This window comes from Metabacillus sp. YM-086, assembly GCF_048059995.1.
Lineage (GTDB): Bacteria > Bacillota > Bacilli > Bacillales > Bacillaceae > Metabacillus > Metabacillus litoralis_B.
The window spans coordinates 71,503-97,276 of record NZ_JBLUOI010000006.1 but is presented as its reverse complement, the minus strand read 5'-3'; the positions used below and the strand labels follow the sequence as shown (position 1 = coordinate 97,276).

Annotated in this window: 21 protein-coding genes; 1 reads left to right on the top strand and 20 read right to left on the bottom strand. The window is 35.7% G+C overall.

Annotation, left to right across the window (positions count from 1 at the left end):
• Positions 1-4: 4 nt before the first annotated feature.
• Positions 5-2,605 carry a DNA mismatch repair protein MutS gene (gene mutS, locus ACEWK1_RS04450; protein WP_212134630.1) on the bottom strand — a complete coding sequence of 867 codons (2,601 nt, stop codon included), beginning with the start codon at positions 2,603-2,605 and terminating at the stop codon, positions 5-7.
• A gap of 328 nt (positions 2,606-2,933) precedes the next feature.
• Entirely contained in the window at positions 2,934-3,479 is a 546-nt protein-coding gene (cotE, locus tag ACEWK1_RS04445; RefSeq protein ID WP_121661481.1) for an outer spore coat protein CotE, read from the bottom strand.
• A 338-nt stretch (positions 3,480-3,817) separates the two neighbouring features.
• On the opposite strand from cotE, the gene ACEWK1_RS04440 reads away from it, so the two are divergent.
• Complete coding sequence (locus ACEWK1_RS04440) at positions 3,818-5,050, top strand: cation:proton antiporter (protein WP_121661480.1); 1,233 nt, start codon at positions 3,818-3,820, stop codon at positions 5,048-5,050.
• A 40-nt stretch (positions 5,051-5,090) separates the two neighbouring features.
• On the opposite strand, the gene ACEWK1_RS04435 is transcribed toward ACEWK1_RS04440, so the two are convergent.
• The 18 genes from ACEWK1_RS04435 to ymfI all read right to left on the bottom strand — a co-directional run bounded on the left by ACEWK1_RS04435 (position 5,091) and on the right by ymfI (position 25,732).
• The gene (locus ACEWK1_RS04435; protein ID WP_121661479.1) at positions 5,091-5,528 is read right to left on the bottom strand and encodes a RicAFT regulatory complex protein RicA family protein; all 438 of its coding nucleotides are present in this window, start codon (positions 5,526-5,528) and stop codon (positions 5,091-5,093) included.
• Between the two features lies 1 nt (position 5,529).
• Positions 5,530-7,056 carry a tRNA (N6-isopentenyl adenosine(37)-C2)-methylthiotransferase MiaB gene (gene miaB, locus ACEWK1_RS04430; protein WP_212134628.1) on the bottom strand — a complete coding sequence of 509 codons (1,527 nt, stop codon included), beginning with the start codon at positions 7,054-7,056 and terminating at the stop codon, positions 5,530-5,532.
• Between the two features lie 178 nt (positions 7,057-7,234).
• On the bottom strand, positions 7,235-9,394 hold the full coding sequence (locus tag ACEWK1_RS04425) for a DNA topoisomerase III (protein WP_212134626.1): 2,160 nt from the start codon (positions 9,392-9,394) through the stop codon (positions 7,235-7,237).
• Between the two features lie 261 nt (positions 9,395-9,655).
• Positions 9,656-10,831, bottom strand: a complete 1,176-nt coding sequence (locus ACEWK1_RS04420) for a glycine C-acetyltransferase (RefSeq protein ID WP_212134624.1) — start codon at positions 10,829-10,831, stop codon at positions 9,656-9,658.
• 62 nt (positions 10,832-10,893) lie between these two features.
• Complete coding sequence (gene tdh, locus ACEWK1_RS04415; protein ID WP_212134622.1) at positions 10,894-11,934, bottom strand: L-threonine 3-dehydrogenase; 1,041 nt, start codon at positions 11,932-11,934, stop codon at positions 10,894-10,896.
• A 208-nt stretch (positions 11,935-12,142) separates the two neighbouring features.
• Positions 12,143-13,012, bottom strand: a complete 870-nt coding sequence (locus ACEWK1_RS04410; protein ID WP_212134620.1) for a 2-oxoacid:ferredoxin oxidoreductase subunit beta — start codon at positions 13,010-13,012, stop codon at positions 12,143-12,145.
• 1 nt (position 13,013) lies between these two features.
• On the bottom strand, positions 13,014-14,750 hold the full coding sequence (locus ACEWK1_RS04405; RefSeq protein ID WP_212134618.1) for a 2-oxoacid:acceptor oxidoreductase subunit alpha: 1,737 nt from the start codon (positions 14,748-14,750) through the stop codon (positions 13,014-13,016).
• A 202-nt stretch (positions 14,751-14,952) separates the two neighbouring features.
• Complete coding sequence (locus ACEWK1_RS04400) at positions 14,953-15,876, bottom strand: dipeptidase (RefSeq protein WP_121661473.1); 924 nt, start codon at positions 15,874-15,876, stop codon at positions 14,953-14,955.
• 132 nt (positions 15,877-16,008) lie between these two features.
• Positions 16,009-16,269: a stage V sporulation protein SpoVS gene (spoVS, locus tag ACEWK1_RS04395; RefSeq protein WP_003181955.1), complete on the bottom strand. Its 261-nt coding sequence runs from the start codon at positions 16,267-16,269 to the stop codon at positions 16,009-16,011.
• 316 nt (positions 16,270-16,585) lie between these two features.
• Positions 16,586-17,380, bottom strand: coding sequence for a TIGR00282 family metallophosphoesterase (locus ACEWK1_RS04390; protein ID WP_121661472.1), 795 nt, complete (start codon positions 17,378-17,380; stop codon positions 16,586-16,588).
• 126 nt (positions 17,381-17,506) lie between these two features.
• Positions 17,507-19,069, bottom strand: a complete 1,563-nt coding sequence (rny, locus tag ACEWK1_RS04385) for a ribonuclease Y (protein WP_285842646.1) — start codon at positions 19,067-19,069, stop codon at positions 17,507-17,509.
• Between the two features lie 480 nt (positions 19,070-19,549).
• Entirely contained in the window at positions 19,550-20,590 is a 1,041-nt protein-coding gene (gene recA / locus ACEWK1_RS04380) for a recombinase RecA (protein ID WP_212134616.1), read from the bottom strand.
• Positions 20,591-20,889: 299 nt separating this feature from the next.
• Positions 20,890-22,140 (bottom strand): competence/damage-inducible protein A, encoded by a 1,251-nt coding sequence (locus tag ACEWK1_RS04375; RefSeq protein WP_269671088.1) that lies wholly within the window; start codon positions 22,138-22,140, stop codon positions 20,890-20,892.
• Positions 22,141-22,152: 12 nt separating this feature from the next.
• Positions 22,153-22,731 carry a CDP-diacylglycerol--glycerol-3-phosphate 3-phosphatidyltransferase gene (pgsA, locus tag ACEWK1_RS04370; protein ID WP_212134614.1) on the bottom strand — a complete coding sequence of 193 codons (579 nt, stop codon included), beginning with the start codon at positions 22,729-22,731 and terminating at the stop codon, positions 22,153-22,155.
• A gap of 120 nt (positions 22,732-22,851) precedes the next feature.
• Positions 22,852-23,724, bottom strand: a complete 873-nt coding sequence (locus ACEWK1_RS04365; RefSeq protein WP_212134612.1) for a helix-turn-helix domain-containing protein — start codon at positions 23,722-23,724, stop codon at positions 22,852-22,854.
• A gap of 16 nt (positions 23,725-23,740) precedes the next feature.
• Positions 23,741-24,532: a DUF3388 domain-containing protein gene (locus tag ACEWK1_RS04360; protein WP_098796361.1), complete on the bottom strand. Its 792-nt coding sequence runs from the start codon at positions 24,530-24,532 to the stop codon at positions 23,741-23,743.
• A gap of 152 nt (positions 24,533-24,684) precedes the next feature.
• Positions 24,685-24,942, bottom strand: a complete 258-nt coding sequence (locus tag ACEWK1_RS04355; RefSeq protein ID WP_121661466.1) for a DUF3243 domain-containing protein — start codon at positions 24,940-24,942, stop codon at positions 24,685-24,687.
• Positions 24,943-25,015: 73 nt separating this feature from the next.
• The gene (gene ymfI / locus ACEWK1_RS04350) at positions 25,016-25,732 is read right to left on the bottom strand and encodes an elongation factor P 5-aminopentanone reductase (RefSeq protein ID WP_212134610.1); all 717 of its coding nucleotides are present in this window, start codon (positions 25,730-25,732) and stop codon (positions 25,016-25,018) included.
• Between the last annotated feature and the right edge of the window lie 42 nt (positions 25,733-25,774).

The following is a 25,774-nucleotide window of genomic DNA, read 5'->3' as shown; positions in this document are numbered from 1 at the left end:
CTTTTTATTTCACCTTTTTCTGCAATTGATATAGTGCATTGATTGCATCAAGAGGTGTCATTTCTAAAAGATTCATAGATTTTAATTGTTCAACAACATGTTGTTCTTTCTTAGATAGAGTTGGTATTTTAGTCGAAGGCTGTCGTCCATGATCCGGGAACAGAGAGAGCTGAGAGTCTATAAAAGATTCTTCTTGTACCCTTTCACTCTTCTTCGGTGTGACAGAATTTGTGCCTTTACTATCTTTTTCTAGATCCTTCAATATTTCTTTCGCACGTACAATTAAAGATTGTGGGAGTTCAGCGAGTTCTGCTACATGTATACCATAACTTTTATCTGCTGCACCTTCTTCAATTTTGTGTAAAAACACAACTTTACCATTTTCCTCAATGGCTTTTACATGAATATTTTTTAACGATTGTAATTGTTCTTCGAGAACTGTTAGTTCATGATAGTGTGTAGAGAATAGTGTTTTAGCGCCTATTTTTTCATGAATATGTTCAATAATAGCTTGCGCTAAAGCCATTCCATCATAAGTTGAGGTTCCTCTTCCGATTTCATCAAACAATATTAAGCTTTGAGAAGTAGCATGAGCAATGGCATTTTTAGCTTCAAGCATTTCTACCATAAACGTACTTTGACCTGATATGAGGTCATCAGCTGCACCAATTCGCGTGAAAATTTGATCAAAGATAGGCAAAACAGCTTCCGAAGCAGGTACATAGCAACCTATTTGAGCTAGAATTGAAGTTAAAGCTATTTGACGCATATACGTGCTTTTCCCTGACATATTTGGTCCTGTGATAAGCAGCATATGTCGTTCATTGTTAAAATAACAATCATTTGCTACGTATTCCTGATTATCCATTACTTTCTCTACAACTGGGTGACGACCATTCTTAATAAATAGTTCATTAGATGGAGAAAAAACAGGCTTGCAATAGTGGCGATTTTCACTTACAGTTGCAAAACACTGAAGCACATCTAATTCACTGAGGCGTTTAGCTAAACCTTGTAATCTCGGAATATATTGTTTAATTTTTTCTCTAATCTCAACAAATAATTGATATTCTAATTCTACAATTTTTTCTTCTGCCTCTAAGATTAGTGACTCTTTTTCTTTTAGAGCAGGAGTAATAAAGCGTTCAGCATTAGACAGTGTTTGTTTACGCTCATACATGCCTTCTTCTAAAAGGTGAAGGTTTGCTCTTGTTACTTCGATATAATAACCAAAAACTTTGTTATATCCAATCTTCAGTGACTTAATCCCTGTTTTTTGTCGCTCTTGCTGTTCAAGCTGAGCAATCCAGGTTTTCCCGTTTCGACTGGCATCACGATACTGATCTAATTGCTCGTTATAGCCATCGTTTATAATGTTCCCTTCCTTAACGGATAAAGGTGGGTTTTCAATTATCGAACGTTCTAATAAATTTGTTAAATCCTCACAAGAATCTAATCTTTCTATAGAAAATGTCTCACTTTGTAAGGATTGACATAGACTTTCAATTGCTGGAACCTGCTGTAACGATTTTTTAAGTTGAATAAGGTCTCTAGCATTTACATTACCAAACGCTACTCGACCAGCTAGGCGCTCTAAATCATATACTTCCTTTAATAATTGCCTTAGGTCTTCTCGTTCAAAAAAGTGTTCCATTAAAGTTTCAACCATTGACAATCGCTTTTCGATTCTCACCTTATCTACAAGAGGCTTATCTACCCATTGTTTTAAGAGTCTTCCACCCATTGCCGTCTTTGTTTCATCTAACAACCATAAAAGCGAGCCTTTTTTCCCTTTTGAACGAATTGTTTCTGTTAGTTCAAGATTTCTTTTTGAAAAAAGATCAATCTTCATCGCATCATGAAGATAGTACACTTTTAGTTTTTGTAAGTGATCTAAACTACGTTTTTGAGTCCGTTCTAAATAAGATAATAGTCTACCAAATGTTGTAACGAGCCGCTCATCATTTATTTCTTCAACAAGTGAAGAAAAATGTTCTGAAATTGATGATTCTATTTGATAGGATAAAGTTGCTTGACACCGATCTATAAGCTGCTTTTTCCATTTTTCTTGAAAATCATTTAAAACCACAATTTCTTTTGCACCTACAGAATAGATTTCATTTAATAAATCATCAAAACTTGAACAATAGGCAACAAGGTTTTCACCCGTTGTTAAGTCACTTAATGCCAAACCAAATTGAGAATCAAATTCAGTTATGGAAGCAATATAATTGTTCTCTTTTTCTTGAATACCTTTTCCATCCATTACAGTACCTGGTGTAATAAGTTGAACAACTTCTCTTCGAACTACACCTTTTGCCTGCTTCGGATCTTCCGTTTGCTCGCAAATAGCAACCTTATAACCTTTTGTAATCAATTGTTCGATATAGTTAGGAGCAGAATGATAAGGAACCCCACACATTGGTATTCTTTCTTCTCCGCCTCCATCACGGCTTGTTAAAGTAATTTCTAATTCCTGTGATGCCTTAATAGCATCTTGAAAAAACATTTCATAAAAATCTCCTAAACGGAAAAATAAAAAGGCATCTTGATATTCTGCCTTTATCTTTAAATATTGCTGTATCATTGGCGTGTAAGTTGCCATGTTTATCCTCCAATACCACTGTTAACGTTCTTTATAGGTTCATTTCTTCACTATCATCTTCTCTGAGTACTATCGTGTACTTCTACTCGTCTTCTTAAAATACGATTATCGTCAGTAATGGTGAAAATTAGCCTTTTTCAACAAAGTACATTATAGCATAAATCGACAATTTCTAGTGAAAATAGCAAGATGGAAATTTACGTTATTAACATAAATATAGAAGGTAAATCAAGTGGAAAGGAGATTTTGATGGGATTGCATGAGGTTAGAGGAAATTTTGTACTCTGATTAAGCAAAATAAAAAAACTAGGAGGTTGCTTCCCCCTAGTTACTCTTCTACATCTCCAACTAAAAACTCAGGATTCAAGTCTTCAAACTCATCTTCTAATTCTTCTTCCCAACAATCATCATCATCATCGCAGCCTTCTGGATTAACGTGTACACATACTTTCGTTTCACCGATAACCTCTGCAAGATGCTCGCGTTCCGCTTGAACAATAATTTTATTTCCGTTTGGTGAAATTGTTACTTCTAAACAGTTTGGTTGTTGAAGAGCTTTACAAATTACTTCATGTTCATCATCAATAAAGTTATCATCTTTATATCTAAGCTTAATCACATCTACATAATCTACACGTTCTGTAACCACTTCTGTTTTTGTGTTTTCGTTGTAAGAATACCAAACATTAATATCATAAGTACCTTCAACTTCAACTGTTTTACCTTTCTTATGCGCATCATAGTTATGGTTAATAATCCAACCACCTAAAATGCTCGCAGGTTTTTGCGATGGTGAAATCGTATGTGTACATTGTGAAAATTTACGTCCTTTTGCAACAACTGCTTTTGTAATAATCTCTCTGTATTCAGACATTCGAGCATACCCTCCTCAATGAATCTTCATTTAATCCTATGCTAGGCTAGTAACATATGTGCTAATTAATTAAATGAATTTATGACATGTTACGCCAATACATGTAACGTATAGTACATTGTATGCTGGGTTCACAAAATATGTGCCTAAAAAAGTAAAAAGGTGCATGTGTAAGTCATACAATAATTGCCTAAGTTTCTTTTTTAGCGCCTTTATCATCTAAAACAAATTTAAACTTTACTCTCAACTATGTTATTTTTCCGTGTTTAACGGGAAAGGTAAAAAAGTCATTATTTAGTTGAGTGTTCAAAAAAATCTATGTGAAACCGGAGGAAGATATGCACTTCTTCAATGAAATTTTTATACAAATTCTTATATTACTTGCAATATCAATTGCTGTTATAGCCATTGCGAAGCTTGTAAAGCAGCCATATTCAATTGCTTTAGTGTTAGTTGGACTTTTCCTAGGTCTAACAGATATTCCAATTATTGAGGAAGCTGAGCAGTTTATTACACAATCAAATGTGTTTCAGGCAATAATTATTTCATTGTTTTTACCTATCTTATTAGGAGATGCTACTTTAAAGCTAGAATTTTCTTTACTAAATAACCAACGAAAACCAATCCTGGCTCTTGCATTTGCAGGGACATTATTATCGTTTTTATTAATTGGTTTAGGGTCATACTACATAATCGGTTTACCTTTAGTTGTAGCATTTACATTCGCTGCATTAATGAGTGCTACTGATCCAATAAGTGTGTTGTCCATTTTTAAGACTCTCGGCGTACCAAAGAACCTTGCGATTACGATCGAGGGTGAATCCTTAGTAAATGACGGAATTGCGGTTGTTTTATTTCAGATTTCAACCATCTATTTAATATCCTATATAGAAATGGGTATTACAGGCATTGGAGCAGGTATCTTATTGTTTCTTAAATTTAGTATTGGCGGATTATTGGTCGGCTTATTATTAGGCTTTTTATTTAGCCAATTTTTAAGGCCTTTTGATGATTATCCGTTAGAAGTGGCGTTTTCGATTTTATTATTCTTTGGTTGTTATTTTATTGCAGAGCACTTTCATGTTTCAGGAGTTATTGCCGTTGTGGTAGGAGGATTAGTTTTCGGAAGCTATGGCTCAAAAATTGGGATGTCAGAACAGACAAAAACGAATATAAACACATTTTGGGATAGTATTACACAAATCGCAAACTCACTTATTTTTCTAATGATCGGTCTTGAAATAAGAAATATTGATTTTAGTCAGAAATGGGGAATGATTTTCTTAGCTATTATCATTGTCATAGTAGGCCGAGCAATAGCCGTGTATACTAGTACAGCTTTTGGATCGGGCTTATCAAGCAAAGAGAAGCATATAATTAATTGGGGTGGATTAAAAGGAAGCCTTTCAATAGCACTAGCTTTAAGTCTTTCACCAGACTTCGAGGGAAAAGAAACAGTTTTATTATTAACCTTTAGTGTTGTGCTTTTTTCCTTACTGATTCAAGGGCTATCCATCAAACCTCTTATTGTAAAACTTGGAATGATTTCATCGCAAAGAAAAGACATGTAAAAAGGCAATCGGTTCTTTCAACCGATTGCCAAAGTTTAAGTTATGAACAGCTACTGCCGCCTTTAGAGCTTCTTACTTTCGAACCAGTTTCACCTGCTAAAAGGTCACCACCAGTTGAAGTAATGATTTCATTTGTTACTTTATTTGAAATTGTATGAGAAACTAGTTGAAGCAAGTCATTTACTTCAATTTGGGAATCTTTAAATTCTTGTATAATTGGAATTTCATCAAGTTCACCTTGAATTTTGTCAATTTTCTCTTCTACTTGCTTTAACGCTTCATGTTTACCATAGTGTTGAAAATTAACTGCTTGTTTTTGTAAGCTTTTGATACTCGCGATCATCTCACGAACTTTTTGATTTTCATTAAGCTGAGCTTCCGCACGTTTAAAGAAATCAACTTCTTTGGATTCTGAAATCATTTGTGCAAGTTCTCGAGCTTTTACTACGATATCGTCTTTCGTATATACTTTTGTCATCTTAATTCACCTCAACCGCTTCTTCTACCATTTCTCCATCTAGCGTCCATGTTTTAGCTTTTATGATTTTCACTTTGACAATTTTACCAATTGCCGATTTTGGTGCTCTAAAGTTAACAAGCTTACTTTTTTCTGTGTAGCCTGCAAGAACATCTGGATTGTTTTTGCTCTCACCTTCAACAAGCACATTCACAATCTGACCTTCGTATTCTTTTAATTTTTTTGCAGAAGTTTCATTTACAACTGCATTTAAACGTTGAAGGCGTTCTTTCTTAACCTCCATTGGTACATTATCTTTCATTTTTGCTGCTGGTGTGCCTTCACGTGGTGAGTAAATGAACGTATAAGCACTATCAAATTCAACCTCACGATAAAGTGAAAGTGTTTCTTCAAATTGTTCTTCCGTTTCATTCGGGAAACCAACAATAATATCTGTTGTTAAAGAAGCGTTTGGCATTGCTTCTTTAATTTTACGAACTAGCTCTAAATAGCTCTCACGTGAATATTTACGAGCCATAATTTTCAATATTTCAGAGCTACCTGATTGAACCGGTAAATGAATATGATCGAGAAGGTTACCGCCTTTAGCTAACACTTCAATTAGATGATCATCAAAGTCACGAGGGTGACTTGTAGTAAAGCGAATACGAGGAATATCAATCTTATGAATTTCGTCCATTAAATCGCCTAAACCATATTCTATATCCTCGAAATCCTTACCATACGCATTAACGTTTTGACCAAGAAGCGTAATTTCTTTATAGCCTTGTGCAGCTAAATGGCGTACTTCCTGGATAATTTCTTCAGGACGACGGCTACGCTCTTTACCACGTGTATAAGGAACGATACAATACGTACAGAACTTGTCACAGCCATACATAATATTAACCCATGCTTTAATGTTTCCTTTACGAACTTTTGGAAGATTTTCAATAACATCTCCCTCTTTTGACCATACTTCAACAACCATTTCTTTTGAGAGATAAGCTTCATTTAAGATTTGTGGTAAACGATGGATATTATGTGTACCAAAAATCATATCAACAAAAGGATGTACCTTAAGAATACGATTCACAACCGATTCCTCTTGTGACATACAGCCGCAAACACCTAATAGAAGATCTGGTCTTTCTTTTTTTAATGTTTTTAAGTGTCCTAATTCACCAAACACTTTGTTTTCTGCATTTTCACGAATAGCACATGTGTTTAAAAGAATCACGTTTGCATCTTCAACACCGTCTGTTGGCTCATAGCCCAATGCCATGAAAATCCCTGCCATTACCTCTGTGTCATGCTCATTCATCTGACAGCCATATGTGCGAATATAAAACTTACGGCCTTGTCCCATTCCTTTAAATTCTTCTGGAATCGAAAATCCATCATATTTTACATCTTCTTTTCCACGCTTCTTCGCATCTTTTAGAGAAGGCGGCATATATACGGCTTGGAAATACTGGCTGTAGTCCTTTTCGGATTTTTTGTCCGATGGGTTTACTTGAGTACTTTCCTTACGCTGTTGTTCATTCATTATGCAATTCTCCTTTCAAATTGCGCTTATTATAATCTTTTAAAAAGGCAATTCTTCATTCACTAACTTAAAATATATAGAAACATACAACTTAATAGTATATCGATATTAGCGTTAGAACACAATCTTTTAACCATACTGTAAAGAATTGTACATGTTTTTGTGACAAAATGCGAATCTATTTTTTTACATTCGTATCTTCAAAGAGGAATTGTACTTTGTTGTCCTTCCATTCAAGCCTTGCATCAAAGGTTTTATCCCCCTTTTTAAACCCTTTAATAACATTGGACTGACCTTCACTTAACAATTTTTGAGCATTTGCTTGTGAGACTTTTTTACCAAGTATCTTTTTCGAAATTGTAAATTTGCATTGATTAGCTTTGTAGTTTGAACAGCCGTAGAACTCTCCTTTGTCAACTACATTTCCATCACAGAACTTACATTTACCTATTTTCTTTCCTAAAGAATATTTAGAAGATGTTCTCTGAATTGATTCTACTTTTAAACCTTCAAAACTCCAACTTGCAGAGATTTCTATAGCATCCGATACTATTTTAGTCGACAATTTTTTCGTCTGCTCCATAAAAACGGATGGTGATGCCTGACCTTCTCCAATTTCTGATAAGCGTTGTTCCCATTTTGCTGTCATTTCAGGTGAAGCCAAAATATGATCTCCTACTGCTTCAATAAGAACTTTTGCTTTATCTGTTGCAAATACTTGATTTCTTTTAATCTCGATATATTTACGATCTTTTAGCATTGTGATAATTCCAGCTCTTGTTGCTTCAGTTCCTAAGCCCTCTACCTTACTTAGTACTTTTTCGAGTTCATCATTCTCAAGATATTTACCAGCAGTTTTCATTAAGGTAATTAATTGTCCCTCTGTATATCGTTTTGGTGGCTGGGTTTTTCCTTCCTTTGTTTCAACCTTATCAACATGTCCGGAGTCTCCCTTTTCAAGGTTGGGTAAAATCTCATCCTTATCCTTGTCATTTTGATAGATGACTTTACGCCAGCCTTCTTGAATTTGCTGCTTCCCTTTTGTTATAAATTCTGCACGTCCATCAACAAGGGTTGTTAAGGTAGAATAATCAAAAATTGCCTTTTCATAATGGGCAGCGATTAGCCTTCTCACAATCATGTCATAAATTTTTTCTTCATCAGAAGAGAGCTTTTTAGGGTCCCTAACTTGCTCAGTTGGGATAATTGCGTAGTGATCAGTTACCTTTTTTTCGTTCACATAACGAGGGTTTTTTACTATTGTTGAAACTGGCAAAGGAAAGAGTTCTTTATATTGATCAAATCCACTTAGCTTTTGTAGAATCTCTGGAAATTGTTCCGCCTCTCCCTCTGTTACATACGTTGAATCACTTCGTGGGTAAGAAACGATTCCCTTTTGATAGAGTGATTGAACGATATCTAATGTTTTCTTAGGCGAAAACTTAAATGCTTTGTTTGCTGTTGCCTGTAAAGAGGACAAATTAAAAAGCATAGGTGGTTGATATTCTTTTCTTTCAGTTATCAAATCTTTAATTTCAGCAGGTTTTCCTGTGCAAAACACCGCTATTTTATTCGCTAGTTCCTTATCCATCACACGTGTTTGCTGATCTTTATGCCATTTCCCTTTATATTTCTTACCGTTAATGTTAAATGTTGCAATAACCTCCCAAAATGGTTCAGGTTTAAAAGAATCAATTTCCTTTTCTCTTTTAACAATCAGTGCAAGTGTAGGAGTCTGAACTCTCCCCGCTGAAAATACATCATTCATACCACGTTCTTTCAGCAATAAAGAATATACTCTAGAGGCGTTCATTCCAACGAGCCAATCTGCACAGGCACGAGAATAAGCCTCATAAAAGAGATTTTTTGTTTTTTCATCGTCTAATAACTGACGAAATCCCGTTTGTATAGCGGCTGGTGTTAATGAGGAGATCCATAATCTCTTTATTGGCTTTTTTACACCTGACAAATTGATAATATTTCTGACAATTAACTCCCCTTCACGCCCAGCATCACCCGCATGAATGATTTCTGTTACGATTGGATTGTTTAATAACTGTTTTATAATATAAAACTGTTTTGATTTTGATTTCGTTACTTCGTACTGAAACCTTTCTGGAATAATAGGTAACATTGAAATAGACCACTTTTTCCATTCTGGCTTATATGCTTCTGGATTACTTAATTGCGTTAGGTGACCTATAGCCCACGTGAAATAAGCACCTTCTGGAAACAGATCATTAGGTTTCACCTCAAAATAACCGTCCCGCTTTACTCTTTGAAATTGTGCACTTAGGGTCGAAGCTTGGTCAGGTTTTTCAGCTATAATTATTTTCATTCTTTCTCACCTTGCATATTTAATCTATTATTTTTCTATTTCCTTCTTAGTCTAGTTTACTTCATTTTTTTCTTTCTGAAAAATGGCAGAAAATAAAGTTTTTATACTTTGTGGTGCCTGTCACTACCCGATTTTTGCTGAACCATGTCGATTACAAAAGGTTTTAGGTGTACTCTATCCAGACTTTAGTCCGATTTTTTAGTGTAAATATGCGCTGACAAACAAAATACAGCACTATACATAGTGCTGTAAAAGAAAGATTTAGATAATCTTTAATTCTTTTCCCGCTTTCTCAAAAATACTGAGAGCCTCTTCAAGATCCTCTATTGAATGTTCTGCTGTAACAATTGTCCGAACGCGCGCGTGACCTTTAGCCACAGTAGGAAAAGCAATCCCTTGAGCAAATACACCATACTCTAGCAATTTATCAGAAAATCTGTGTGCTAATGCCTCATCCCCAACAATTATCGGCGTTATAGGAGTATCACTTTTCCCAGTGTTAAATCCAAGTTTCGCCAAACCATCTTTAAAAAACCTTGTATTTTCCCACAGTCTCTTAATTAATTGTGGTTCCTCTACTAAAACATTTATCGCTTCCATGCATGCGGCTGTAACTGCAGGTGGATGAGATGTACTAAATAAAAATGGTCTGCCTTTATGAATTAAATACTCAATAAGTGTTCTTGGTCCAGCTACATAACCTCCCAAAACACCTATAGCTTTACTTAACGTTCCCACTTGTATATGAACACGCCCATCTAAGCCAAAATGGTTAACCGTACCTCGCCCATTTTCTCCTAATACCCCTGAAGCATGTGCATCATCAACCATTACCAATGCATGGTATTTTTCTGCTAGGTCTACAATTTTAGGTAAAGGGGCAATATTACCATCCATGGAGAATACGCCATCAGTCACAATAACACGTACTCTATAATTCTCTGATTCTTTTAGTGCTCTTTCAAGGTCTAACATGTCTACGTGTTTATAAACCTTCCTAGCAGCCTTCGTTAACCGAATACCATCAATAATGGAAGCATGATTTAATTCATCTGAAATCACAACATCCTCATTAGTTAAAATAGAAGAAAGTACCCCTTGATTAGTTGTAAACCCGGATTGAAAAACTAATGAAGATTCAGTATGTTTGAATTCAGCAAGTTTTTCCTCTAACTCTTTATGCATAGTAAAAGTACCAGCAATCGTTCGCACTGACCCTGTTCCTGCCCCATAGTTTTCAACAGCCTTAAGTGCCGCAGAGCGTAAGCGAGGATGCGAAGTTAATCCTAAATAATTGTTTGAAGATAACTGGATAACTTTTTTACCATTAATTACCACTCTCGATGATTGGTCAGATTCTAAAGGTATTAATTGACGAAATGTTCCCTGTTTCTTCATTTCTTCTAACTCTAATTGCAAAAACTCAAAACCGTTCATTTTAATCTCCTCCTGTAATTTAGTTATAAATAATCTCATCGTGAAATTGTAAACACTTTCACTTATGGGTGTAAAATTACTTTTCCACAATTACCATCCATCATTAACTCAAAACCTTTTTCATATTGCTCTAATGAAAATCTATGTGTAATAAGTGATTTTACATTGACCTGTCCTGAATGAACTAAAGCGGAAACTTGCTTCCATGTTTCAAACATTTTTCTCCCGGTTATTCCTTGAATCGTTATTCCTTTAAAAACAATATCATTTGTAACATCAAATTCGACTGGTTTTGTAGGTAAACTTAGAATCGACACGCGCCCTCCATTTGTTACCATTTTAAACCCCTGGTTAATTGCAACAGGCTGACCTGACATTTCACATACAACCTCTACTCCATGACCATAAGTTAATTCATATACAACTTGTAAAGGATCTTGGCATTTCGAATTCACAATTGTCGTTGCACCGAGTTGTTTTGCTAGCTGTAATCGATATTCATTTATATCTACCGCAATAACTTGAGCTGCACCAGCAGCTTTTGCTATTCCTACAGCCATTATTCCAATTGGGCCACACCCGATAACAGCAACTGTTTTACCAATTACATCGCCTGCTAACACGGTGTGAACAGCATTTCCCATTGGTTCCTGAATAGAGGCAAGATCATATGGCATATCTTTAGGATTTTTCCATAAGTTTGTTGAAGGCAGCGCAACAAACTCTGCAAAACACCCTCCAGTATCAACACCAATGATTTTAGTAGCATTGCAAATATGTGCTTTACCCGTTAAACACTGCGGACATTTTCCACAGACTAAATGTGTTTCCGCGGAAACAGAATCACCCACTTTAACATTTGTCACTTTATCTCCAATCTCAACAACTTCTCCAGAAAACTCATGACCAAAAATATAAGGTGGATTTACTCTACTTGCTGACCACTCATCCCATTTATAAATATGAACATCAGTCCCACAAATTGATGTTGCTTTTACTTTAATTAATACTTCATTTTCTGAAATTTGTGGAATGGTTACCATTTCTAACTGTGCCCCGTATCCTCTATGATGTTTTATAAGCGCTTTCATTTTTCCGTTCACAGTGAACACCCCTTAATTACAAAAGCATATTTAACAACATTTTAACATGTTATATTTTTTTGTAAACATCAGAGTCCGTACACAGTGGACGATTGGCTGCTTATAAAATAAAATATTAAATATGATTCATTTTACCTAATTCTTCCTCAATGATTTTTTTATAGCAAAAAAGAGGACTGCATAATAAAATCAGTCCTCTCTTAAGTCACTACATAAATTCCGCTAACATTTTATTAAATTCTTCCTCATCTATTGTTAAATCAGCTTGAGAAAGAGGTGTTTCACTATACCCATTAATACTTTCTTGATAAGATTTTTGTTCTGTATTTTGATAGATTAAACCCGTAACCAATCCATTATGCTTCATAAGAGTTTGCATCGCCACTTCTTTATTATGTGGGTCATACCCTTCTACATTTGAAAGCTTTGTTAAATTCTCTTTAAACCAATCGTACGTATTTACTTTATTATACGTTACGCAAGGACTGAACACGTTAATTAACGAAAATCCTTTATGATTAATACCTGCTTCAATTAATGCTGTTAAATCTTTAAGGTCTGTAGAGAAGCTTTGTGCTACAAATGTAGCACCAGCTGTTAAGGCCATTTCCATAACCGATAATGCAGATTCAATTGAACCTTGTGGAGTGCTCTTCGTCACAAATCCAGCATCACTTCGAGGAGAAGTTTGTCCTTTTGTTAATCCATAAATTTGGTTGTCCATGACAATATAAGTAATGTCAATATTACGACGAATAGCGTGAATAGTATGACCCATTCCAATCGCAAATCCATCGCCATCTCCACCAGAGGCAATAACAGTCAAGTCTTTATTTGCCATTTTAACACCTTGTGCAATTGGTAAAGAACGACCATGAATTCCGTGGAATCCATATGAATTAATGTAACCTGAAATACGCCCTGAGCAGCCAATACCAGAAACAACTGCAAGCTCTTCAGGCGTTAGTCCAACATTCGCTGCTGCACGTTGAATTGCTGCTTGTACAGAAAAGTCACCACAGCCTGGACACCAGTTTGGTTTTACATTATTACGAAAATCTTTAAATGTTGCTGCCATGTTAGATCAACTCCTTGCTTCTAGTATGAATTTCATGAGGTAGGAATGGATTACCATCATATTTTAGTAAAGAAGAAATCTTATTCGCATATCCTACGTTCATTTTAAGAAGACTCGCAAGTTGACCTGTTGCATTATTTTCTACGACAATTACTTTTTTAGCCGCTTCAACTAATGGAAGGATTTCATCGCTTGGGAATGGATGAATAAGGCGGATTTGAGCGTGATTTACCTTTATTCCATCAGCTTCTAGACGCTGCATAGCTTCTTCAATAGTTCCACGTGTTGATAAATAACCTACGAGTAAAACATCAGGATTTTCATGCTGAACATTTTTATAAACAGGGTTATTAAATTGCATGTTATTAAGTTTTCTTAAACGTTTATCCATTTGAGCTACACGATTCAAAGCAGATTCCGATGGCTTACCTGTTTCATCATGTTCAACCCCTGTGACATGGTGAATTCCGTTTTTTACACCTGGAATGACACGAGGAGAAACACCATCCTCAGTTACTTCAAAACGTTTAAAGTATGCTTTGTTTTCAACTTCTGGAAGCTCCTCTGCAACAAGCTTACCACGGCGAATTTCAATTTTGCTGTAATCTAGTGGTTCTACTGTTTGCTTCCCAAGAGAAAGCTGTAAATCTGATAATAAAATAACAGGAACTTGATATTCTTCAGCGATATTAAACGCTTCAATAGTATCGTAGAATGCTTCTTCAACTGTACTTGGAGCCATTACAACCTTCGGAATCTCTCCATGAGTACCATAAATCATAGCCATTAAGTCCGATTGTTCCTGTTTGGTTGGTAAACCTGTACTTGGACCCCCACGTTGTGTATCAATAATAACAAGTGGTTGCTCCGTCATACCTGATAGACCGATTGCTTCCATCATTAAAGATAAGCCAGGTCCGGCAGATGCTGTAAATGTACGAGCTCCAGCATAGTTGGCTCCAATTGCCATTGTACAAGCAGCAATTTCATCTTCTGTTTGAATAACCGCACCGCCGAACTTCGGTAATTTTTTAATTAAATATTCCATAATTTCTGAAGCAGGTGTAATTGGATATGCAGCCATAAAACGTGAGCCACCTGCAATGGCTCCTAAAGCGATCGCATCATTTCCAATCATAAACATACGTTTTTTACCGTCTGCCTTCTCTAAATAGAGATCCTGACGTTGGAACTCAAGTTGTTCTTTCAAATATTTTGCTCCATTTTTAATTGCCTGCATATTTTTCTCTACAATTTGTTCGCCTTTTCGGCCATAGATTTCATTTACAACCTCATGATATTGACTTGGTTCAATATCAAGTATTGCACTTGTTGCGCCAATAGCGACCATATTTTTCATTAAAGAAGTTCCAAGCTCTGTTGCAATTTCAGTAAAGGGAACTGAAAATAGAGTTATATGCTCATTTTCTGGAATAGTAGGATTAAATTTAGCATCTGCAAGCACAATTCCCCCTGCACGAAGTTCGTGGAAATTGACATCAATTGTTTCTTGGTCAAAAGCTACTAAAATATCAAGATCATCCGAAATTGCTTGAACTTTTGTTGTGCTTACACGAATTTTGTTATTGGTGTGACCACCTTTAATTCGAGAAGAAAAATGACGATAGCCATATAAATAATACCCTAGTCGGTTTAATGCAATAGAGAATACTTCACCTGTACTTTCAATTCCTTCTCCTTGCTGTCCCCCAACTTTCCATGAAAGTTGACTAATCATGTGTTTCTACACCCCTCATTTAAAGCAATATGTTTTATTATTCTATCTTTTTCACATTTCAATAACGTTCAGTTTTATAGAAATTTCTAAACTCTAGTGAAATTATTGGAATTAATACTAAACGTATTCAATTTTAGACCTAACAAGAAAAAATTACAAGACTTTACTCAAAAGTTTATCGAATTGAAAAAGCTGATTTTTATTAATATGAAACATGATTCACAAAATTTTGATAGATAAATTTTTCAACTAAAGATTCTGGATAATGACGTTGAAGCTCGTTGATAAATAGTTCATAACACAAGTAATTTTCAAGTCCTTCGATTGTTTGTTCTATTCCATCAAAGTCAGATCCAAACCCAATATGATTTTCTCCACCTAACGAACATAAATGATCTATATGCTTTAACAAGTCCTTAATCTTTGGTTGATCATGATTTGTCGTAAAAAAAGGAACAAATGTTATACCTATCATTCCGTTTTTCCTAAAAAGCGCAACAATTTGCTCATCCTTTAAGTTTCTTACATGTGGACAAAGATGATGAGTATTAGAGTGTGACGCAATCGGATAATCAGCTAAATCCAATCCCTCCCAAAAGCTTCTTTCACTTGCATGAGATAAATCTGTCCATAACCTTTTCTTATTTAAGAATGCGATAACTTCCCTACCAAAATTCGTTATACCTGCATTCCTTGTTTCTTGTGCACCATCTGCCACAAGATTTGCGTAATTCCACGTTAAGCCAACTGAACGAATTCCAAGTTCATACAATAATTCAAGATTTTCAAGCCGGTCACCGACTGCATCACAGCCTTCTAAAGTTAAAATAGCTCCTATTTCTTCCTCTTTTAAATGGTCGATATCTGATTTTGTTTTAAGCAATTTGACCTCATTAAACTCATTTAGAACTTTTTGATAAAAAATGTTAATTTGTTGCTGAGCCACATCTAGTTTATGAACAAATGGGACGCGTTCTGGTACAAAAATAGCAAAGCATTGTATTGGTTTTTCCATTTTCTTTAACTTTGAGATAGAAACATGTAACTTCTCATCTTCAGAAACATTTATAGTTGGGTCTTCCCATATCTTAAATAACATATCACAATGCGCATCAAATAGTGCCATGTATGATCTTCTCCTCTCGTACGTTAGACTAGTTTAATCTATTAATAGGATACAATATAAAAAAAAACAGGGTTTGACTCCTATTGAGTCAAACCCCTATGTTACCTACAACTCTTCCATCATGAATGAAGCTTATCTTGGCTCCACAATGAGTTTAATAGCTGTACGTTCTTCTCCGTCTATTTGAATATCCGTAAAAGCAGGAATACATATTAAATCAACACCACTTGGAGCAACAAAGCCTCTAGCAATTGCTACAGCTTTCACTGCCTGATTAAGAGCACCAGCACCAATTGCTTGAATTTCAGCTGCACCTCTTTCTCTTAATACTCCAGCTAATGCACCAGCGACTGAATTAGGATTTGACTTTGCTGAAACCTTTAATATTTCCATTTCTAGTTCCCCCTTCATTTTCAATGAATCCTTGAGTGTTCATTAGAACAATCATTGGCATATCTTGTTTAAAAAGGAGCTCCCCAACATTCCTTTTAAACAGTGTTAGTTATATATCCATTGATACTATATTCACTAGAGTTGGAAAATATTCCTGCTTGTTCGCACATTATTTCGAAAAATTCTAAATGTTATGCTACATTATGTAATTTGAAGAATCGTCTGGATGAAGTGGATCCCTTAAAGACAATTGATCAACAATATTCCCACCCGTTCGTCTCCCACTCTCATTTCTTTCAATCATTTATGTTAATTGCTATTCAAAAAACATATGATCATCATTAATAAGAATTCTTTCAATTTTTGTAGCCTTGCCCGTTTTATCGTTAATATCAACCACAATGCCACTTAATTGGGTTCTACCATTAGCCACATCATGACGAACAGGTAGACCTGTAAGAAATCGTTTTAAAATCATTTCTTTATCTACGCCTAATATGCCATCATAAGGCCCAGTCATACCAACATCTGTAATATACGCTGTTCCTTTGTCTAAAACTCTATCATCAGCTGTTTGAACATGCGTATGCGTCCCAACAACAACTGATGCACGCCCGTCTAAATACCAGCCCATTGCCTGTTTCTCACTAGTTGCTTCTGCATGAAAATCAACAAAAATAATAGATGTACGCTTTTTGGCTTGTTCAATTAGCTCATCAGCCTTTTTAAATGGACAATCAGAAGGTGGCAAAAATGCACGGCCTTGCAAATTGATTACAGCTATCTCTTTTCCTGCAACATTTACATATACCATTCCTTTTCCAGGATTATTTTCTGGAAAGTTCGCAGGGCGAATCATATTAGGTGCTTTATCGATAAATTCAAAAATTTCACGATTATCCCAAGTGTGATTCCCCATTGTAATGACATGGGCACCAGCTTGAATAAACTGCTGATACATCTTTTCTGTAATCCCTCTTCCATGTGCAGCATTTTCTCCATTAATAATAATAGCATGTGGCTGATATTTTGTTTTCAGTTTAGGTAGGTACTCTTTAATCATATCTCTACCAGGTGAACCAAACACATCACCTATAAATAAAATTTTCATATGTACTTCCTTTCTCTCATCTTACTGTCTAGACTTTTTTTGTTGAACTCACACAGGATCCGTCGTTCATAGATTTAGTGTTACACAAAATTGAGCAAAAATAAAGTGGCGCATTTCTGCACCACTTTATTTTGCGTATTCAACAGCTCTTGTTTCACGAATCACAGTAACTTTTATATGACCCGGATAATCGAGCTCTTCTTCAATTCGTTTTCGAATATCTCTTGCTAAGCGATGTGCTTGTAAGTCATCAATGCTATCAGGTTTAACCATGATACGAACCTCACGGCCAGCCTGAATGGCAAATGATTTCTCAACACCTTCGTAAGATTCAGATATTTCTTCAAGCTTTTCTAGTCGACGAATATAATTTTCTAGTGTTTCACTACGTGCACCTGGTCTTGCTGCAGATAATGCATCAGCAGCTGCCACAATAACCGCAATAATCGATGTAGGTTCTGTGTCACCATGGTGTGATGCAATGCTGTTAATGACAACAGGATGCTCTTTATACTTTGTCGCAAGTTCTACACCAATTTCCACATGACTACCTTCAACTTCATGGTCTATAGCTTTTCCAATATCATGAAGTAAACCAGCTCGTTTTGCCAGTAATTCATCTTCTCCAAGCTCAGCAGCCATTAATCCTGATAAGAACGCAACTTCCATAGAGTGCTTCAAAACATTTTGACCGTAACTTGTTCTAAATTTCAATCGACCAAGAATCTTGATCAAGTCAGGATGAAGCCCATGAACTCCAACTTCGAACGTTGTTTGTTCTCCAATTTCACGAATATATTCATCCACTTCACGACGAGATTTCTCAACCATCTCTTCAATACGTGCTGGGTGAATACGACCATCTTGAACAAGCTTGTCTAAGGCAATTCTTGCCGTTTCACGTCGAATTGGATCAAAACCTGACAGGATCACTGCCTCAGGTGTATCATCAATGATAAGGTCTATCCCCGTTAATGTTTCTAACGTACGAATATTACGTCCCTCACGTCCAATAATACGACCTTTCATTTCATCATTTGGAAGATTAACAACAGAAACAGTAGTTTCAGCTACATGATCTGCCGCACATCGTTGAATAGCAAGTGACAGGATTTCTTTCGCTTTCTTGTCAGCTTCTTCTTTAGCACGATTTTCGCTTTCTTTGATCATTACAGCGATATCATGTGTGAGTTCATTTTCTACCTTTTCAAGAATTATTCCTCTTGCTTCATCTCTTGTAAGGCTAGATATGCGCTCAAGCTCTGTTTGCTGTTTACGCACAACCTCGTCCACTTTGCTTTCCATCTCTTCAATATGCTGTTGTCTTTCATTAAGAGAACCTTCTTTTCTCTCTAGCATCGCTTCACGTTTATCTAAAGACTCATCCTTACGATCCAGATTCTCTTCTTTTTGTAATAAGCGATTTTCTTGTTTTTGAAGCTCGTTTCTTCTCTCACGAACTTCCTGTTCTGCATCTGTGCGGAGCTTATGAATTTCATCTTTCGCTTCAAGAAGCGCTTCCTTTTTAGTAGCCTCAGCATCACGCTTTGCTTCTTCAAGAATTTGCTCCGCTGCATTACTAGCACCAGCAATTTTTGCTTCGGCAATAGACTTACGAACAAAATAGCCAACAACTGCACCGACGATTAGGCCAAGCAAAATGGAGATGATTATTGATACTACGTCCATTATTACACCTCCTCTTGCTATGAACTTGTTTTTTCTAGATTAAAGTGTCGGCATGTACATTGTTCAATTATAAGTTGTCAACATACAGCACAAAGCTTTGTTTTCATGTTGAACCTTGCGTCTTTAAACTATTTGACATAAGACTTTTTCAAGTACCAACATTTTCGGCTTTCAAAATGCTTCAATCATCATTCTACAAAATTGTAAAATATACATCTCAATTGTAAATCTGTGAATTTTTCTTGTCAAGCCTGTCATTATAATGTTTCCAAGCATTTTGTACAATCTTATTTCCATGACCTTTGTGATAACTAGCGAAAAAGGATGATTTTTGTAGAATTATGTCACAATATTTTATGCAAAGATTATTTATCGTTTTCTTACTAATAAAATTCTATAATCCATATGTATTTAGACAAATTTCACATTATTTTTTAAAATAAAAATAAAAAAGGGGCAAAACGCCCCTTAATTAAATGCTTATTCCCCTAATAAATTCATCTCTTCTTGACTTTCATCTGGTGCAGTAACTTCTTCGTCTAGACCATAATGTTTACGGATTTCACCTTGTATTTCTAAACGTATTTCAGGGTTTTCCTTTAGGAATTGTTTGGCATTTTCTCGACCTTGACCTAAACGTTCTTCATTATACGAATACCAAGAACCGCTCTTTTGAACAATATCCAAATCCGAACCCATATCGATAATTTCGCCTTCTTTTGAAATTCCTTCACCGTACATAATATCAACTTCTGCTACTTTGAAAGGAGGTGCCACCTTATTTTTAACTACTTTAATTTTAGTTTTATTTCCGACCATATCATTACCTTGTTTAAGTGTTTCAGCACGGCGAACTTCTAAACGAACAGAAGAATAGAATTTTAAAGCACGACCACCTGGAGTTGTCTCAGGGTTTCCGAACATCACGCCTACTTTTTCACGAATTTGGTTAATGAAAATAGCAATTGTTTTAGATTTATTTATAGCACCTGATAATTTACGTAATGCTTGAGACATCAGTCTTGCTTGAAGACCGACATGTGAATCACCCATCTCACCTTCAATTTCAGCTTTAGGTACTAACGCTGCAACCGAGTCAATAACTAAAATATCAACGGCGCCACTTCGTACAAGAGCTTCTGCAATTTCTAGTGCCTGTTCACCAGTATCAGGTTGTGAAAGTAGTAATTCATCGATGTTTACACCAAGTTTTTGTGCATATACAGGGTCAAGTGCGTGTTCAGCATCAATAAATGCTGCTTGACCACCTTGCTGTTGAACCTCAGCGATGGCATGTAGTGCTACAGTTGTTTTACCAGAGCTTTCAGGACCATAGATTTCTATGATTCTACCACGAGGATACCCACCTATACCTAAAGCAGTATCAAGTGCTAATGAACCACTTGGAACAGTTGATACCTTTCGATCTGTTTGCTCTCCTAATTTCATAATAGATCCTTTACCGAATTGCTTCTCTATTTGTTTTAACGCCATATCTAAGGCAGCTTGACGATCACTCACAAAATTTCCTCCTTAAAGTTCATCTATAATAAATATACCTGTTTTTATCTTGTTTGCCAAGTAAAAAGCGAACATTTATTCGATTATTTTATTTTAATGTTTTAAAGTCACTATATATCTACTTTTTTATATAAAGAAAAAGTAAATTTTAGATAGTAAGTGAGTTTTATTTTTAATTTTTACTTGTTTTCTGACGGTTTGTTGATTTTCACAACAAAAACAGACTCTTTTCTTCATAGAAAAAAAGACTGCTAAGCAAATGTCTAATAGTAGATTAGTGCTTAACAGACTTCATTATATCATTCAATTTCGTTTAATAGTTTGACTAAATAATGACATCCATACTTTACCGAGCGAACACGAATTCCCTTTCTAGATCCAGCTAGATTCAGTTTATAAACATTGGAATCCTGATCCCCCATAGAAATGGCAATAAAAACGGTCCCTACAGGCTGGCCCTCATGTGGTTCTGGTCCTGCAGCACCTGTAAAACTAATGCCTATATCACTTTTAGAGAGCTTTCGGATTTGCTCAGCCATTTCCCTTGCACATTCCTCGCTAACTGCGCCAAATTGTTCAAGTGTACGCTTTTGCACCTTCAACATTTTCTCTTTTACTTCATTTGTATAGGAAACAATACTACCTTTAAAAATTTGGGAAGCACCATCTAAAGATGTCATGTACTCAGAAAACATTCCACCTGTTAAACTTTCTGCAGCAGAAATTGTTTTCCCTTTTTTCATCAATAGTTTCTTCAATTCGTGAACAAGGGTTGTCTGTTCATAACCATAGAAGAACTCACCTACACGGTCATTAATTCTTTTCTCTGTTTCATCAAGGAGTTTTTGTGCAAGATGTTCATCTTTATGTCTCGCTGTAAGCCTTAATGTAACTTCTCCATCTGCTGCCAAAGGAGCAATTGTTGGATTTGTTTGTCCATCAATAATATCCTGTATATCTGTTTCAAGCTGGGATTCACCAATTCCAAAATATCTTAATACACGTGAGATAATTTTATCTTGAAAACCTAGTTTTGTTTGGAAATATTCTTTTCCATAATTCTCAAACATTGGCTTCATTTCACTAGGTGGGCCTGGCAATAGCATATAAATCATTCCGTCAATATCAACAGCCATTCCAGGAGCCATACCATAGTCATTTTTTAAAATGTAGGAGCCATCAATAACCAATGCTTGTTTTTTATTATTTTCAGACATGATACGTTTTGTTTGAGTAAAATAACGTTCGATACTTTCTAAAGCTTCCACATCAAACGTTAGCTCTCTTCCTAACACTTTTGAAATTGTTTCTTTTGTTAAATCATCCTTAGTCGGACCGAGGCCTCCAGTAAAAATGATAACATTAGAACGTTCCTTTGCAATGTTAATTGCTGATTCTAGACGGGAAGGGTTATCTCCTACTACGGTATGATAATATACACTCAAGCCAAGTTCAGCTAACTCTTGTGATAAAAATTGAGCGTTAGAGTTCACTATTTGACCTAAAAGCAACTCCGAACCAACGGCGATAATCTCTGTTCTTATATTCATGAACAATCCCCCTTACTTAGAATTTACAAAGGCTTGTTTATTTTTAATGAAGTAGTCCCAACCAGAATAAACAGTAAAGAATGTTGCAACCCATAAAGAAATTGTAGCAAACGGAATGTTCATAAATTCGAATGGTAAGTTGTGAAGTAATAAAGCTGAAATGGCAATAATTTGCGTCCATGTCTTGATTTTCCCTAACATGTTGGCTGCCACTACCTCACCTTCTCCCGCTAACACAAGGCGAAGACCGGTTACTGCAAATTCTCGACTTATAATTAGAATAACCATCCAGGAAGGTGCAGCCCCCAGCTCCACTAAAATAATTAGAGCAGCTGACACAAGTAGCTTGTCTGCTAATGGATCAAGAAATTTACCAAGATTCGTAACTTGATTCAATTTCCTTGCATAATAACCATCAATCCAATCAGTTGTTGATGCAACAATAAATAGAATAGCTCCTACAAAATGAGTTGTTAAGATTGATTCTGAACCAAACGTTAATTCCCCCCAATTAAATGGGACTAACATTATAACCATAAAAACTGGTATTAAAAGAATCCTTGAAATGGTAATTTTATTCGGCAAATTCATGTATATTCCTCCATTTTGATTAAACTCAAGCATTGACATGCAAAATGGGACGACCCGTTAAAGAGTATGAACCCCTACTAAAAATGTAGTAGTTCATACTCTTCTTCCTGAGTCAGTCCCCTATTCTTTCTTATAAATGATGGTGATGTCCTGTGGCGTGGTTTTTGTATCTTGATATTGCAGGAGCTCACCATTAATTTTTAAGTCTGTCCCTGGTACATTTCCAACTCTAATTGTTATTTCTGATTCTGCGGTTAAATCATTTACTTTTGTTTCACCTTTAGGAATTTCTTCTCCATAGAATGTTTTACCTTTTCCGTTTCTAACTCTAACCCATGTCCGATCCTTTGCAACAACTTCCAGCTGAAACTTTTCAGCACCTGATAGCTCATAAGTCGTTGTTGATCCTTCCACTACAGAAAGGCTTTGAGCAGCTGTTTCAGGTTCTTCTGGCTCTGTTGTTTCCTCTTGAGGAGCTTCTTCCTGGGCAGGTTCCTCTTCGTTTGCCTCATCATCAGTTGTTGTCGTATTTTCTACTTTTTCAAATTCAACGTCATTTGCTTCAGACACATTGTTTTCATTATTTGCGTTATCTTTAGCTGCATCTTGTCTCCAGAGCCATAATAAAATAGCCAATACTACAACTACAGCTATCGTTAAAAGCTTAGGTAAAAAGTCTAGAAACTTAGACGCAGATTTAGGCAATTGTTTATGTGTTCTTACTCTTGATAGCTGCTCAGGAACATCTTCCTTGTGTGTGCTTGGTACATCGTTCTTGTATTCTTCAAAAAGCATTTCCGGATCTAAATCAACTGCTTCAGCATATTGCTTTATAAATGCTCTTGCATAAAATTTACCAGGCATCATTGCATAATTGCCTTCCTCAATGCCAATTAAATAACGCTTTTGAATTTTTGTTATTTCCTGGAGATCGTCCAAGCTCATATTTTTTTCATCTCTTGCTTGTTTCAGTCGATTTCCTAGTTCACTCAACCGTAACACCCCATAATTAAAAGTCAAATCCTGAAAGACTTGAAGAGTCAAACATTGTTGGTCCTTCTTCAACATCTTTATATGTAATTTCCTCGTCAGGCTCGTTGCGAATTTCTATTATGTAATCAAAATCATCAATTGTATACTCTGTATTCTGTACAAATATATCAGGATGCTCAACAACCTTAGTAGCAGAAAGCCTCATAATTTCTCTTACAAGCTGTAAGTGTTTTTCAGATCCTCTTCTCGTTGAAACAATTCCATCGATAATAAACACATTATCTTCACTATATTCATCAGCAATCAGCTGACTACGAATGGTTTGTTTAAGTAACGTAGAAGAAACAAACAACCATTTTTTATTTGCACAAACACTTGAAGCCACAATTGATTCTGTTTTTCCCACCCGAGGCATCCCTCGAATTCCAATTAACTTATGGCCTTCTTGCTTATATAATTCTGCCATAAAATCAACCAATAGTCCAAGTTCATCACGCACAAATCGGAAAGTTTTTTTGTCGTCGGCATCTCTTTGAATATAACGACCATGTCGAACCGCTAATCGATCACGAAGTTTTGGAACTCTAAGCTTTGTAACAGTTATGTTATCCATTGTATTTAAAATTGATTCAAGTCTGCGGACTTGATCATTACTTTCACACTTTAGTAAAAGACCTCGACGGGAATCGTCAACACCATTAATTGTAATAATATTAATTGCCAACATCCCTAATAAGGAAGACACATCTCCTAATAAACCGGGACGGTTCTTTTGAATCTCATATTCCAAGTACCACTCATATGGCAAATTAAACCCTCCTCTTTAAACAACCACTATTATTTATAATAAATGATTTTTCTCAAAGAAGAAAGAGAGAAAGAAACGTATAAGTTAAAATGATTTCTAAACTAAAATAGATCACCTGTTGAATCAAAGAAAAAGAGAGGATCTCTCCTCTCTTAGTGTGAACCATTGTTTTGAACAAGTTTAACCATCATGTTTGCAATCGCATGTTGTTCTTGCTCAGACGCGACACTCCATAAATCTGCTAGTACTTTTTCTTGTGGGTTTTTAGCTTCTACTTGTTTCGCTAAATAATCACCAATTTCAAACGCTAAGTTAGAAATAACTTGATCGTTCATTCCTTCGTTTTGGGCATGATCTAAACGATCACCTAGGAAATTTTTCCACTCATTCCAATTATCTAATACAGACATAGGAGTTCCTCCTTTATAATTGATACAAGATTATTGTTCCAAGGAAAGGAGTATTCTATACCAATTTCTTTTTTTAAATCCATCCACCATTTACGGAAATAACTTGACCTGTTATATAGGAGGATTTTTCTGATGATAAAAAAGTTACAGTCTCTGCAATTTCATCAGGTTTACCCAGTCTTCCTAGTGGAATTTCTTCTTGTAGCTGAATCAATTCCTCTTCTGTAAATTGAGCAAGCATTTTAGTAGAAATCGCTCCTGGTGCAATGGCATTAACTCTAATATGACTTGGTGCCAGCTCTTTTGCGAGAGCCTTCACATAAGCATTTTGTCCACCTTTCACCATTGAATACAAGACCTCACAAGAAGCACCTGTAATCCCCCAAATAGATGATATGAATATAATATTACCTTTACGTTTTGTAATCATCGAAGGGATTAGCTTTTGTATTAAACGAAATGGACTCGTTATATGTAGCTCTACCATTTGATCAATCTCTACATCATTTAGATCTGTTACCAACCCATAATGACTCGTCCCACTATTAAAAACAACCAATTCAACAGGCATATGTATATGTTTAAGTAATTCTTGTACACCCTTTTTACTTGTCAAATCAGCTTTAATTGGGAGAATTAAGCTGTCTTTATACAAGCTTTTCAGTTCATTTAATACCTTTTCATTTTGATGATAATGAACATATAGATGATACCCCTGACTAATTAATTTTTTGGAAATGGCCATGCCGATGTCACCACTCGCCCCAGTTATAAGTGCGTACTTATCCATAACGTCTCCTTTAGTAATTATTCTATATGTACCTGATGTTAG

What these genes read in the sequence shown, in the direction of transcription:
- mutS (WP_212134630.1), bottom strand. Translation starts at nt 2,605, where the DNA reads ATGGCAACTTACACGCCAATGATACAGCAATATTTAAAGATAAAGGCA.
- cotE (WP_121661481.1), bottom strand. Translation starts at nt 3,479, where the DNA reads ATGTCTGAATACAGAGAGATTATTACAAAAGCAGTTGTTGCAAAAGGA.
- ACEWK1_RS04440 (WP_121661480.1), top strand. Translation starts at nt 3,818, where the DNA reads ATGCACTTCTTCAATGAAATTTTTATACAAATTCTTATATTACTTGCA.
- ACEWK1_RS04435 (WP_121661479.1), bottom strand. Translation starts at nt 5,528, where the DNA reads ATGACAAAAGTATATACGAAAGACGATATCGTAGTAAAAGCTCGAGAA.
- miaB (WP_212134628.1), bottom strand. Translation starts at nt 7,056, where the DNA reads ATGAATGAACAACAGCGTAAGGAAAGTACTCAAGTAAACCCATCGGAC.
- ACEWK1_RS04425 (WP_212134626.1), bottom strand. Translation starts at nt 9,394, where the DNA reads ATGAAAATAATTATAGCTGAAAAACCTGACCAAGCTTCGACCCTAAGT.
- ACEWK1_RS04420 (WP_212134624.1), bottom strand. Translation starts at nt 10,831, where the DNA reads ATGAACGGTTTTGAGTTTTTGCAATTAGAGTTAGAAGAAATGAAGAAA.
- ACEWK1_RS04410 (WP_212134620.1), bottom strand. Translation starts at nt 13,012, where the DNA reads ATGGCAGCAACATTTAAAGATTTTCGTAATAATGTAAAACCAAACTGG.
- ACEWK1_RS04405 (WP_212134618.1), bottom strand. Translation starts at nt 14,750, where the DNA reads ATGATTAGTCAACTTTCATGGAAAGTTGGGGGACAGCAAGGAGAAGGA.
- ACEWK1_RS04400 (WP_121661473.1), bottom strand. Translation starts at nt 15,876, where the DNA reads ATGGCACTATTTGATGCGCATTGTGATATGTTATTTAAGATATGGGAA.
- spoVS (WP_003181955.1), bottom strand. Translation starts at nt 16,269, where the DNA reads ATGGAAATATTAAAGGTTTCAGCAAAGTCAAATCCTAATTCAGTCGCT.
- ACEWK1_RS04390 (WP_121661472.1), bottom strand. Translation starts at nt 17,380, where the DNA reads ATGAAAATTTTATTTATAGGTGATGTGTTTGGTTCACCTGGTAGAGAT.
- rny (WP_285842646.1), bottom strand. Translation starts at nt 19,069, where the DNA reads ATGGACGTAGTATCAATAATCATCTCCATTTTGCTTGGCCTAATCGTC.
- ACEWK1_RS04375 (WP_269671088.1), bottom strand. Translation starts at nt 22,140, where the DNA reads ATGAATATAAGAACAGAGATTATCGCCGTTGGTTCGGAGTTGCTTTTA.
- pgsA (WP_212134614.1), bottom strand. Translation starts at nt 22,731, where the DNA reads ATGAATTTGCCGAATAAAATTACCATTTCAAGGATTCTTTTAATACCA.
- ACEWK1_RS04355 (WP_121661466.1), bottom strand. Translation starts at nt 24,942, where the DNA reads ATGTCTGTATTAGATAATTGGAATGAGTGGAAAAATTTCCTAGGTGAT.
- ymfI (WP_212134610.1), bottom strand. Translation starts at nt 25,732, where the DNA reads ATGGATAAGTACGCACTTATAACTGGGGCGAGTGGTGACATCGGCATG.